The sequence below is a fragment of the Lentilactobacillus hilgardii genome (genome assembly GCF_009832765.1).
Lineage (GTDB): Bacteria > Bacillota > Bacilli > Lactobacillales > Lactobacillaceae > Lentilactobacillus > Lentilactobacillus hilgardii.
The window spans coordinates 2,291,770-2,304,278 of sequence record NZ_CP047121.1; the positions used below are offsets into that span (position 1 = coordinate 2,291,770).

17 protein-coding genes are annotated in these 12,509 nt (G+C 40.4%); all 17 read right to left on the reverse strand.

Translation table 11 applies throughout. The annotated features are described in order from the left end of the window. Nucleotides 1-75 precede the first annotated feature (75 nt). Nucleotides 76-765: a phosphatase PAP2 family protein gene (locus GQR93_RS10965; RefSeq protein ID WP_004466840.1), complete on the reverse strand. Its 690-nt coding sequence runs from the start codon at nucleotides 763-765 to the stop codon at nucleotides 76-78. A gap of 173 nt (nucleotides 766-938) precedes the next feature. Then, nucleotides 939-1,880, reverse strand: coding sequence for a DUF4097 family beta strand repeat-containing protein (locus GQR93_RS10970; RefSeq protein WP_004466837.1), 942 nt, complete (start codon nucleotides 1,878-1,880; stop codon nucleotides 939-941). Next, complete coding sequence (locus tag GQR93_RS10975; RefSeq protein ID WP_003635635.1) at nucleotides 1,877-2,509, reverse strand: DUF1700 domain-containing protein; 633 nt, start codon at nucleotides 2,507-2,509, stop codon at nucleotides 1,877-1,879. Before GQR93_RS10975 ends, GQR93_RS10970 begins: the two co-directional genes overlap by 4 nt. Further along, a complete protein-coding gene (locus tag GQR93_RS10980) occupies nucleotides 2,502-2,822 on the reverse strand; it encodes a PadR family transcriptional regulator (RefSeq protein WP_004466834.1) in 321 nt (106 codons plus the stop codon). The genes GQR93_RS10975 and GQR93_RS10980 overlap by 8 nt, the downstream gene beginning before the upstream one ends. Before the next feature lie 193 nt (nucleotides 2,823-3,015). Beyond that, nucleotides 3,016-3,498 carry a threonine/serine exporter family protein gene (locus GQR93_RS10985; RefSeq protein ID WP_004466831.1) on the reverse strand — a complete coding sequence of 161 codons (483 nt, stop codon included), beginning with the start codon at nucleotides 3,496-3,498 and terminating at the stop codon, nucleotides 3,016-3,018. Nucleotides 3,499-3,511: 13 nt separating this feature from the next. Further along, complete coding sequence (locus tag GQR93_RS10990; RefSeq protein WP_004466829.1) at nucleotides 3,512-4,372, reverse strand: threonine/serine exporter family protein; 861 nt, start codon at nucleotides 4,370-4,372, stop codon at nucleotides 3,512-3,514. A 32-nt stretch (nucleotides 4,373-4,404) separates the two neighbouring features. Beyond that, nucleotides 4,405-5,052: a metal-dependent transcriptional regulator gene (locus GQR93_RS10995; protein ID WP_004466827.1), complete on the reverse strand. Its 648-nt coding sequence runs from the start codon at nucleotides 5,050-5,052 to the stop codon at nucleotides 4,405-4,407. Between the two features lie 43 nt (nucleotides 5,053-5,095). Then, on the reverse strand, nucleotides 5,096-6,007 hold the full coding sequence (locus GQR93_RS11000; RefSeq protein WP_004466825.1) for a cation diffusion facilitator family transporter: 912 nt from the start codon (nucleotides 6,005-6,007) through the stop codon (nucleotides 5,096-5,098). Between the two features lie 369 nt (nucleotides 6,008-6,376). After that, entirely contained in the window at nucleotides 6,377-6,598 is a 222-nt protein-coding gene (locus tag GQR93_RS11005) for a MerR family transcriptional regulator (RefSeq protein ID WP_003559448.1), read from the reverse strand. 75 nt (nucleotides 6,599-6,673) lie between these two features. Then, entirely contained in the window at nucleotides 6,674-7,072 is a 399-nt protein-coding gene (locus tag GQR93_RS11010; protein WP_004466823.1) for a hypothetical protein, read from the reverse strand. Between the two features lie 13 nt (nucleotides 7,073-7,085). Then, nucleotides 7,086-7,226: a hypothetical protein gene (locus tag GQR93_RS15300; protein ID WP_004466821.1), complete on the reverse strand. Its 141-nt coding sequence runs from the start codon at nucleotides 7,224-7,226 to the stop codon at nucleotides 7,086-7,088. A gap of 120 nt (nucleotides 7,227-7,346) precedes the next feature. Then, nucleotides 7,347-9,623: an ATP-binding cassette domain-containing protein gene (locus GQR93_RS11015; protein ID WP_004466819.1), complete on the reverse strand. Its 2,277-nt coding sequence runs from the start codon at nucleotides 9,621-9,623 to the stop codon at nucleotides 7,347-7,349. Between the two features lie 173 nt (nucleotides 9,624-9,796). Beyond that, the gene (locus GQR93_RS15305) at nucleotides 9,797-9,964 is read right to left on the reverse strand and encodes a hypothetical protein (protein WP_004466818.1); all 168 of its coding nucleotides are present in this window, start codon (nucleotides 9,962-9,964) and stop codon (nucleotides 9,797-9,799) included. A 12-nt stretch (nucleotides 9,965-9,976) separates the two neighbouring features. Continuing rightward, a complete protein-coding gene (locus GQR93_RS11020; RefSeq protein ID WP_004466816.1) occupies nucleotides 9,977-10,510 on the reverse strand; it encodes a DUF3278 domain-containing protein in 534 nt (177 codons plus the stop codon). Further along, entirely contained in the window at nucleotides 10,500-10,703 is a 204-nt protein-coding gene (locus GQR93_RS11025; protein ID WP_003635622.1) for a helix-turn-helix transcriptional regulator, read from the reverse strand. The genes GQR93_RS11020 and GQR93_RS11025 overlap by 11 nt, the downstream gene beginning before the upstream one ends. Nucleotides 10,704-10,894: 191 nt before the next feature. Beyond that, the gene (locus GQR93_RS11030) at nucleotides 10,895-11,485 is read right to left on the reverse strand and encodes a GNAT family N-acetyltransferase (protein ID WP_003559436.1); all 591 of its coding nucleotides are present in this window, start codon (nucleotides 11,483-11,485) and stop codon (nucleotides 10,895-10,897) included. A gap of 136 nt (nucleotides 11,486-11,621) precedes the next feature. Beyond that, nucleotides 11,622-12,404: a DUF1003 domain-containing protein gene (locus GQR93_RS11035; RefSeq protein ID WP_004466813.1), complete on the reverse strand. Its 783-nt coding sequence runs from the start codon at nucleotides 12,402-12,404 to the stop codon at nucleotides 11,622-11,624. Nucleotides 12,405-12,509: the final 105 nt, after the last annotated feature.

Here is a 12,509-nt window from a genome sequence, read left to right on the forward strand (position 1 = left end):
TTAAAACCTCTCAAAACTGTTCTCCGTTAAGTATCAGCAACGGCCCTAATGAAAAACAAATCACATAGAATCAACTTAAACCTTTGTATTCACGACAAAGCGGAATCGGGCAACCTGTGGGGCAAATTTAACATAAAACATTTCTGAAATTAACAGCCAGCTATATGCAACTAACGCGGCTCCCAGTGTATCCGTGGGATAATGCGCATTCAGATAAACCCTGGAAAACATCACTAGAATAAGTGCAATACCCATCAGAATTCGTAAAATACAACGTATCGATGCATACTTAATCAACGGGATCACAGAAATCCACAAAACAGCCATAATCAGGAAAAAGCCAAGTACATGGCCGCTGGGATAACTGTACCCATTGTCTACGCCAAGATGAAGCGGCGGCCGATGGCGCTTAACAAGGTGCTTCACCACAAAACCAATGATATCCCCACCGCCAAGCGTAAAGATTGCCCATAACGCTGGAACTTTATATTTGAATCCCCACAAGAAAAAGGCAATGACAAACACCCACAATATATCCATCTTTGGACTTGCCAAAAATGATATCAGCAAATATATTTTTTCTAAAAGCTCACTTGGCGCTTTTCCTTGGATTGCAGTAGTAAAAATTGAATCCAAAAATTGCAAATAGTCGAAATTAAATGCCACCGAAATTGATAATAACAGGGTAATAATGATACTAACCAGCAGCTTAAAAGCCCGGTTCACATCCCTATCGATCATCATGTAACCTTCGTTCCCAAACATCTTCAACAATCCTCTCTACGAAATAAATCTCAGTTTTGAGTATATCACATTCATTAACGCCTTTTTTTATTCAAATTAAATTTTCCAATCTCTTAAAGTCTGATAAAATAATCAAAAAAATAGACCGATCAGTTTCTTTAATAAACGATACAAGAAAGTAATCAGTCTACTCTTTATTCAATCGTAACGTCCCCACCTTCGGAAGACAGATGATATGAAACAGCTTTCTTCTTATCCATGTTCCACGAATGATTGGATTGACCAAACAATTCAACGTCTCCGCCTTCAGCACTCACAGCGACTCGCGATTGTTGCCGGTTAAGAACCTGACCGTCTATATCACCACCCGCCGACTTTGCAGATAACCGCTTCAAAATTCGATTATTTCTGAATGAAAAATCACCGCCCTGAACATTTATAGAAACGTCCTTGAACTGATTATTTGAAATCGAAATATCGCCACCGGCTGAGGATAGATAGCTGTGGTTGTCAACAAAGCGACAGTTCTGATAATCGATATCACCGCCCAATGTGTCCTGAGAGACAGACGGTGCACTGACTCTGGTAAGCGTTGAATCACCACCTGATCCTTTTAAGTTCAAGTCTGACGCAACTTTGACATCCTGCATGTCAAGATCGGCCTGCCCTGACAATTGAAAATCTTTAAGTGATAAATCCCTTACGAAAAGCTCATCATTATTTCGACCACTAATACGTGTCAGTTTTGCTTTTCGCGGAAGTGTAATTATTGTACGCCCCTGATCATCATCTTCGGAATCAATGTTAATCCCAACTCGCCAAATATGATGCCGGTTAGGCGAATCAACCGTTAAAATATCGCCATTTTTTTGAACCTTCGTTCCGGTTGTATACGACACTTGCGTTTTGGAAACATCACCACTTCTGATTTCAATGGTATTATCAGCTGTAAATTCAATTTGTTTAACATTAGTGCCAAAGGTCTTTTGATAAGTCTTCGAGTTGTTCTTTTGACTCTCAACTTTAAAACCGCTGTCCCAATATACCGTTTGAAGGCCTGAATGGCCCAAAGCAACCACGGCGAGAATCAATCCAACAATCATCGTAACCAACCCAATAATGACCGGTTTTTTCATTTTTGTTGTCCCCTTCCGTGTTTTTCTGCTCGATTTTTTTTGACAATCTTGCTATACATCCACTTCGAGAAAACCGTGATGCCATGAATGACACCGTCTACCAGTCCTCGAAAAGCCGGTATCAGCATAATAATCGCGCCTGCAGCAATTAATCCAACGCCAAGGTAGAAAATACCAACCCAAAAGTTGTTGCTGACAACACCTAATCCGGTTACCAGAGAAACCAGGCCGCCAAAAATAACGCCAAAGCCAACACCGAAGATAGCCGCTAATATACCGACGGCAACCGCAATTGCGGCGATAAATAAACCAACCGCCCCAAACGCTAGCGGGATGGTAATCGGTGTCGACAAAACTGCCAGCACAATCAGCCAAATTGTTTTAACATCATCTTTGGGTTTATTAGCACGACTTCCTGATTGAGAAGCTGTATTCAAATTTTTAATGGAATAATCCGCCAATACCTTACGTGCCAACTGCCGTGGAGTGCCTAGTTCTCTGACACAGTCAGTATATGTGACAAACTGGCCATCTTGTAAGTACTCTGTATAGAAATCCAGCACATCGCTTTGTTCTTGAGCTCCCAGCTGCGTTAGCATTGCTTTTAATTCTTCAATATAATCATTCATGCCCCGCTTCATCTCCTAACATTTTATCAATCCCGGTTTTAAAGTCCCGCCATTCAGACTGGATCACACTAAATTGTCGTTTACCTTCCGCAGTAATTTGGTAATAACGCCGGTTACGTCCCTGGTAGGGTTCATCATAAGTGGTCAACAGTTGATTCTTTTTTAATCTTCGAAGAACCGGATACATCGTTGATTCTGAAACGGAAACCGACTCTTGAACTTTCTGTGTTAAGGCATAACCATAGTAATCATCATGCATCAACAGTCCAAGCACACATCCATCTAAAAGTTCCGAACTTAATTGGATTGCCATATCGTCACCTCTGCAATACTATATGTCATATAATATGATTTCATAAATATAGTAATTGATATGAGCTGCTTTGTCAATCATCCAGTTTAAAGAAAGCGATTAATAGATATTTCCCAATACCGGTTATCGTCATTTTCGTCAATCAACAAAAAACGAGGTTGGACAAATTTCGCTTGTCTCAACCTCGCTTTACTTAAATTTTTGATTTTCGTGACCGTTTCAACTTCCTTAAATCACGTTCAACTTTTATCCTGATCTTATTAACCAGCTCCGCAACAATAAATCCAAGCGCAATTGACCCAGCAATCCAAATCACCTCTGATAGATAGCTGAACGCCGCTTGATAATTCCCCATCGCAAAACTTTTAATTGTGTTATAGGCCTGACCGCCGGGTACTAATGGTACCAATCCGGGAACATCAAATAAAATACTCGGCATTTTCTTCCAACGTGCAATGATGACTGATGTCACACCGATGCAGAGACCGCCAAAAAAGTTGGACGATCCCAGGCCGCCCCATGTATTGATGATCACGTAATAAACCAACCAGCCCAGCAGCGCATTGAAGCCTGCGATATTTAGTGCTTTATGTGGGAGATTCACGATCAGGCCAAAACCGATTCCTGACAGGTAAACACAAATACATTTTATGATAAAAAACTCAATTGGATTCATTTCATCAACCTCATCACATAAAATGCAGTGCAATCGCCACGCCAAAGCCCAAAGCACAGGCGCTGATCAATGCTTCAATACCACGGGCAGGACCACTAATCAGATTACCGGACAAAGCATCTCTCACAGCATTGGTCAGTGGAATCCCCGGTACCAGAGGCATCATCGCACCAACGATAATATCATCCGCTTGATGTCCAAAGCCGAGCTGTACAGACATAATCGCCAAGGCTGCAACAACCGCAGCCGCCAAAAATTCACTTAAAAACCGAATCTGAACATAAATATTCAAAAAATACAGAACAGCCCAGCCGGCCATTCCGACCAAACAAGTAATCCAGAAATCAGCAATATTATTTCGAAAAACGACGGTTAACGCACCACTGACAATCCCGGCACCGATTTCCTGAACCCACAAGGGAAACGTCCCGACCACATCATCAATGTGAATGAGTTGATCATAAAAGTCGGAAATATCAATTTGCTTGGCTTCAAAAAGCCGGGACAACTCATTAACCTTGGCAACCTTTTCCAAATCAAAGGATCGCTTGTCAATCGAACCAACCTGCGCACCAACGTCTGACACGCCACCGGACATAATAATTCCTGTGACGGTCACATAGACTCGGGCCTTTGCCAAACCGGCATTTCGAGCAATCCTTAAAATCGTATTATTCACCCTGGTCATTTCTGATCCGGATTCAATCATAATGGTTCCGGCAAGAATACAAGTATCCAATACCAGCTGATCGTGTTGCCTTTTTTGTTCATATTTACGTTGTTCTTCGTCCATTAGCTTACACACCCCAGAAATCACCGGATTTAAAACTGACAATCTTACGCCACTAATTTGATTTATCAAGTGCGCTGTCATAACTGTCAGAAACGCATAAACCAATCACATCATCATTTCACAAATACGTAATGCGCCGTCTTGTACCCAATTGTCAATTGTTTCTTATCCGTCAAATTTTGTGCAACAACGGATCCCTCAAACGGGTCGTGCGAAATAATTTTTAAACGATCGCCAAGATCCAATTTAATATCTCCCAGTAACGTCAACAAATCGTGATTATCAATAAAGCGATTGACAACCACCTCTTCACCATCTTTGGCATCCATTAGCAGTTTATCATGATCCTTCTCATAATGACCATCTTTATCGGGAATAATACCGCCGTGAGGGCATCTCTTTGGATGTCCCAAAAAGTCATCCAAATGATTAATCATTTTATCGCTGGTAACATGTTCCAGTTGTTCAGCCTCACGATGCACATCGGGAAGGTCAAAATGCAACACATTAATTAAAAAAGTCTCCCAAATTCGGTGCTTTCGAACCAATTCTTCAGCATAGCGCGTACCCGTCTTGGTTAACTGAACCCCGGAATATGGCTTATGGGTGACCAACTTTTCGTCGACCATTTTGTTGACCATTTCCGTAACCGAGCCTGCCGCAATATCCAAACTGATCGCAATTTGCTTGTTGCTGACCAGTTTGTTTGCACCACCAAGTTCAAAAATAATTTTTAAATAGTCTTCTTTCATCGGTGTCATTAAATCAAAATCTCCTATATATTCTATTCTTTAGATGACAGAATTACGGGATGTCGTTTCCTCGATCGTAAATCATATCTTCATTTTCACCACGGGTGGTTTCAGCTTGGATCGTCACGTGACACATATGATATTTTTTCTCCATCAGATCATCGATTTCAGTATAAATCTGTTGCGCTTCACTGATTTTCATATCATGCATGTTAACATGGGCCGAAAAAATAATATTATGCTCATCAATCGACCATGCGTGGACGTGATGGACGCCAAAAACACCATTAATCTTCAACAAATCATTCTTGATTGCTTGATAATCAATATCCGGGGCACCCTGCATTAAAATTCGACACGTCTGCCGGATAATCGGGATTGACTCGTAAAAGATATATACCGCAACCAAAATTGTCACAATCGGGTCAATCATGACCCAGCCAAATATGTCGATCAAGACACCACCAATAATGATGGCAACTGAAGACAAAGCATCACTTAAAATATGAAGATACGTAGCCCGCATATTCAAATTATGCTTTGCACCGGCATTTAGCAAAAAAGCAGAAACAAAATTGGCAATTAACCCTATTATAGCAACAATTAGCATTAAATTACCGTTAATTGACTGAGGATGTGAAAGTCGTTTCACCGCCTCAATCACCAAAAAAACGCAAATCAAACATAAGGCAATCGAATTTAAAAATGCTGCAATGATTTCAGCACGTTTATAGCCAAAGGTGTTTCGCTCATTTTGGCGTTTTTTACTAATTCGATGGGCTGCATAACTAAATGCAATTGAAAAAGAATCCCCCAAATTGTGAAAAGCGTCAGAAATCAACGAAAGACTTCCGGATAACGCACCACCAACAAATTCAGCAATTGTAATTAGGACATTTAAAACAGTAACAAAAAAGAAGCGGCTACCGCTCAAGACGTCGTGATTATGACCATTTCCTTCCATTAGTTAATCACTCCAATCTATATGTACTATTATTATTGCATTTGTGAGCCAAAATTTCCATCTTTGGGGAAATAATTGTTAGGTGTACAGAAAAAAGCTGTCACCAAGCATTGCTTGACAACAGCCTTTCAGAGAGAACCGACATCCCTGTTGGTTTTAACTAAATTTTACTTCGTCCATACCCGAAGACTGATCCAATTTTATCATTGGATACTCAAAGTGCTTAATCGCACGATGGAACTCTTTGTTGTCATCTTACCTGCGTAATCTAACATCAATACAAACGAGAATCTAATTAACGACAAAAAAGGGTGCGGTCCTCTCTAGACTTAGAATATCATCGTCTCTACCAATAAACAATTGTTTTGTCTAGATATCGCAACGTTCTATCAATTTCTTAACTTCCTGAATTGAGGAACCATTTTGAATAAAACAATGAACCATATCAACCCAATACATATCACGATCATTTAAAGTCGATCCATCAGCCAAACTTGTCTTGCTGGGGACCAATCCTTCTGTAATATAGTCAGCGATCACTTCCGGTGTTACGTTAAATTGCTTTGCTGACTCTGCTAGTGAAAGTTCCATAATTTTACCTCGAAAAGTTCAAAATTTAAGATTAGTTTAACAGCTTTTTTAATAATTGCAACCGTTTTCGCTCAATTAGTTTTCGACCATTCGCCAATTGCCCTCGGCTGCTTTTGATATTTGATTAATAAAATGCAAAATCGAAGCTGCACGGTCCTTATCGTAGGCTGTTAACAGATTTAATCCCTTACCGGTTAAAATCGGATTACTTAAAGAAAAATCACTGCCATTTTTTTCACCGGTTGAGAATGCAAGTACAGTTTGCCCATTGTCAATTTCGGTAATAATAAAGAACAAACTAAAATCATCATCGTTCTTCATATAAGCCGGCATTGCCCAAATACCCTCACTGATTTGAAGCAGTTCTTCATTTTCAAATCGATAGTCCTTGTGATTTTCCTCGGTAACCGGCCGATCAAGTACAAATAACATGTTGTCAAAAACCGGGTTGCCTAATTTAATGTTGTCTTCCATTTAAATCCTCTTTCTACTTATGATGCTTATGATGATGCTTTGAATCATCATTTTTCTGTGTTGATAGTAAGGATGCTGTAACAATTGCAATCGTTGCATTCGCCGCAATTGCAACCACACTCATAATAGCCGTCGCCGTATTTTTCTTCATCATTTAAAGTCTCCAAATACAATTTAAAAATCAATTATAACAAATTCCATTCTGTTTGCAATGACAATCAAAAGCGATTCTTTCATTCGCTTTCATAATCATTGTAAATCACGGTTGAACTATCTAATGAGGTTTCAATACCCGTGCTAAAGATGCAGCTGTATAGGATTTGGTAACGTTTAAAATGCCTGATGGAACGCCCTCATATAAAATTTGGCCGCCAAAACTTCCTGCATCCGGACCAACGTCTATCAACCAGTCAGCCTGGGTCATAACGGTCAGGTTATGTTCAATCAAAATCAGTGTATTCCCTTGATCGATCAATTCATTGAATAAGCCTAACAATTTATCGATATCCTGCATGTGCAGTCCAGCTGTCGGCTCATCCAAGAAAATCATATTTCCCTGGCCATTTAATTGAGTGGCCAAAGATAATCGCTGCAATTCACCGCCGGACAACGTTGTTAATGACTGGTTTAGTTTAAGGTATCCGAGACCAACCCGCTGCAGATCATGGATTCGCGGCCCGATGACCTCATCATCGACAAAATTTTGGCTGGCCTTATCTACACTCATTTCAAGGACATCCGCAATTGTGTGTCCCTGATACTGGTAGGATAAGGCTTCCGGACTGTATCTTCGACCGTGACATGCTTCGCACACCTGAACGACGGGATCCATAAACGCCATATTCGTGATGGTCACGCCTTTCCCCTTGCAAGTTGGACAGGCACCTTTCCCGTTATAACTAAAGAGGCTGCTTGAAACATGGTTTGCTTTGGCAAAACGTTGCCGAATTTTATCAAAAATCCCCAAGTAGGTTAACGGCGTCGAGCGAAGGTTAACGCTGGCAGCATGTTGATTCAAATTGATAACCGGTGTTTTAATCCCATCCATTAGCGCTTGAGCCAACGAACTTTTACCGGATCCGGCAACTCCGGTCAAAACGGTCATAACACCCACCGGGATATTAACGGAGACGTCTTTCAAATTATGTGTCCGAATGTGCGTCCGTTTAAGCCATTCACCAGATACTTTTCGTGGCGTTTTTAACTGATAAGGTCGACGAAGATAGCGCCCCGTCAAGGTATCGGATGAAAGCAGCTCCTGAAAGGACCCGGTAAATGTCACCTGACCACCACCGTTGCCAGCCACCGGCCCAATTTCGACCGCATAATCCGCATCCGTCATCATCAATGGGTTATGTTCAACAATTAAAATAGTGTTGCCACGTGATTGCAATTGACGCAGCGCCTGCTTTACCAGCCGAATGTCGTGGGGATGAAGCTCAACACTTGGTTCATCCAGAATGTAAACCAGATCCGAAAGTGAACTGTTTAAATATTTTGCAATTTTAATTCGCTGTGCTTCTCCGCCAGATAAGCTGTTGGTCCCTCTATTTAAAGACAGATAACCCAGCCCGATATTAATCAACGAGTTCAGCATCGTTGTTAATTCACGAATAATTGAAACAGCCAGCGGCACTTTGATGTTTTCCAAAAAAGTCACAACTTCCGAAAGGGTCATGGAACACACATCCGCAATATTTTGACCATCAATGTGATTGGACCTGACCAACTCATTCAACCGGGTACCGTGACAATCGGGACATGCCTTGTGCGTAACAACCTTGGCAATTTCCGTTCGATGATGCTTAGCTTCGGCCTTATGTAAAATTGATCGTCGAATCCTCGGCACGATCCCTTCATATAAAGCTGTTTTATGCCACGCTGCCGGCGCTCCGTGTAATTGTTGCTGTGGTGCGTGCATGAGCAATTCCCACTCTTTTGTCGAGTAATCTTTTAGAGGCTTATCGTTATCAAAAAGGCCACTATCCGCATACCGGCGCCAGCGCCAAGTATCAACACCGAAACTGACGAAGGTAATTGCGCCTTCATTCAGTGATTTGTTTTTATCGACCAGAGCCGACTCATCAATATCATCAACGTAACCAAGCCCCTGACAGGTTGGACACATCCCTTGAGGCATATTAAATGAAAAAGTGTCCGAATAGCCAATAAATGGTTGACCAATTCTTGAAAACAGCAATCTCAGTAATGAGTAAATACCGGTATAGGTTGCTACCGTTGACCGGGCATTTTGCCCAATCTTTTTTTGCTCGATCACAATTGCCACGGGTAAATGATCAATTGATTGCACATTCGGCTGACCATACTTAGGCAGATATTGTTGTGTAAAACTCGGGAATGTTTCATTTAATTCCCGTCGTGACTGAGCGGCAATCGTATCAAATACCAATGACGATTTTCCGGCTCCGGATAGACCGACAAAAACGGTCGTCCTTTTTTTAGGAATTCGAATGTCGACTCCCTTAAGATTGTTTTGGCGGGCACCATGAACCGTAATTTCACCATTAGCGAATAACTCTTTTTCAGACATGACAGGACTTCCTTTCAAAAAAATGAGTTTATCAAGTATAGAACAGAAGCAGGACACAATCAAGGTGGCAATCCACTAGGAATAAATAGAAATGTCTACATATGTAAAAGAGGGAAATAATAAGCCGAAACAGATCGATTATCTGCTCGGCTTTAATGAAAAGTTCAATAAAATTAATTTATCCCGTGAAAATACTGACTGATAATGTTGCCTGCAACCCAAATAACAGTTCCAAACGTTAAAAAGAAAATTGTTTTTCCGGTCAACTGACTCCTTCTATAATCATTAAATCCCAGAAGACAGAAGAACAGGATACCAATTATCATTAATAAAGCAGTCATTTTATCCCCCTCTTACTCTCGAAATTTCTTAATCCGAAACAAATCATAGATGAACATTAATAATCCAAAAAGCGCACCGGCTAATATCCATTTAACGATTTCGTGGATGGATGTCAACGTTCGAATCGGCCGGGTTCCATCAATAAACCAGTTGGTGATTGACGTAAATAAAAACATGGTAGTGCCAAAATAAACTGCCATACCTATCCCACGCTTAACACTCTTCTTAACAGCATCAGCATAATTCTGTGCCCTGACCTCTTTATCAGCAAGATGTAATCTGTTAGTCGCAACTAACACATACCCATTTATACCATAAATTGGGACAATTAAATTTGAAAACACCAGAATCCAAAAAGCGTTCTCAAGATGCCTGATTGAAATAAGCAAAATGATCAATGTAGATATCAGAAGATAACTGACAAGCATTAAATAAGCGTTGCTCCCAATTCGGCTAACCTCCTGTCTAGCATGTTCATCCAGTACACCCGGAATGCCATAAAAATGTTTCAATATTTTAGTACCAAATGTTTCCTTAACTTTCATTATCCTCAACCTCCCAAAACAATGTATTTAAATCTGTTCCCAACACTTTGGCGATACTGATACATAAATTCAAAGATGGATTGTATTTATCATTTTCAATCAAATTAATCGTTTGTCTCGCAACACCCACTTTTTCTGCCAAACTAAATTGGGATAACTTCTGCTTCTTCCGATATTCCCTGACTCGATTCAAAGCACCACCCCCCTTACTTTGGCTTATGACCATTAATGAGCATTGTTCTAGTGTGTCATATATATGTGTCTTTTTATATTGACAATATAATCTATTCTTCTGAAAATGTCAATTATATATGACAAAAAGTAAAAAAAGAAACCACAGCAATTTCAAGCTGTGGTTCTCTTTGAACAACTTACATTCAATTTTTAAACATATAACAAGCTCGGATCCTTTGCCGGTTTCTGCATATGATGGTATAAATGGTCACCAATCATCTGCGAACCCACCGTCTTGAATCCCTTGCGTGCATATAATTTTTCTGCATCGGGATTTTCTAAATCAACGTTCAACCCTACCACTGATTTACCATCATTTAATGCCATTCTTGGAACGGCAGCCAATAGCTTGCTTCCAATACCGTGACCTTGATAATTTGGGTTAACTGCAATTGAATCCAAATACCATTCATCGGTGTTCGTTTCTGAATCAGGGATATAAGGTTGTTTAAAATCGGCACTTTGCTTTGATAAATTAATCAGCACCTTGTTGATATCGTCCTCATTTTCGCTGGGGTAACCAAACACTACCCCAACAACTTGGCCATCGGCCTCGGCCACCACCGTGGATGCTTTGTCAGAAAGATAAGTCTTTGTCTGATAAGCCCTGGTGATGACCTTGGCGAGTCCAGGTTCGGGAACGTCTTCTAATTCATCAAGTTGCATTTCATCAAAAATAATATCAATTAGCGGCGCTATCTGGCCCGCATCATCCTGCTGTGCTTCTCTTACGGTTATCAAAAAAATCCTCCTAGATATAATCGTGTTTTCACTTTGTTACATTATATCTTACAGAATTTTCCCATTTTTGTCAAAATGAAGAAAGCCAACAAACAGGTTAATGACGGCCAGCCAACCGATTCATCAAGGCTTTGTCTTATTGATCCGACGTCTCTTTCTCATCTTTTTCACCATCTTGTTGATCATTTGAAAATTGACCGGCCTTTTCTCGATGAAGTTCATCTAATTCATTTCGAATTTGTCCCAGAATTTCAATTTCCAACTTTTGAATTTCAAGTGTGTGTGGTAATTGATTTTGAGTTAAGTTATCTAATTTTGCATGTAAGATTCTCAATTCGTGTTCGGACTTCAAGTTAACATGATAGTCATTTTCGGAATTCATTCGGTCACGATCGGCAGCCCTATTTTGACTCATCATAATGATAGGCGCCTGAATTGCCGCAATACAACTCAATCCCAAATTAAGCAGAATAAATGGGAACGGGTCAAAGTGAATGCCGAATAGACTGGCCCCATTGACAAACATCCAAGCAATTAACACAAACGTGAAAATACCGATAAATCCCCAACTACCACCAAAGCGGGCAACAGCATCCGAAACACGCTGGCCCATTGTTAGCGTCCTCTCCAAATTCTCGTTCACATCAACAATTTCATAATCATCACTTTGCATCGCCCGAGTGAGTCGCCGATTGATTTTTCGAGTTTGCTTCACATCCGATTTAACCATTCCGTCAACACGCATCAACTGATATTTCAATAAATCGTGATCACAAATAAAATCCGTTACCTTTGCGGACGGGTACTCACTTTTAATTAAATTCCGGGTCGCCGGTTCTAAATCCCTTAAATACCGTCCATCAATCACCATATGTTTTTGATGGTCAATAAAACAAATTGCCGTTTGTTCCTCTGCCATGTGGAGATCCCCCTTGATTCACAAGTTAATCGCTAATTTTTAGTATAAAAAAACGCCTTACCAACATTATATCAGTAAGACGTTCTTAATTTAATTTCCAGTCGT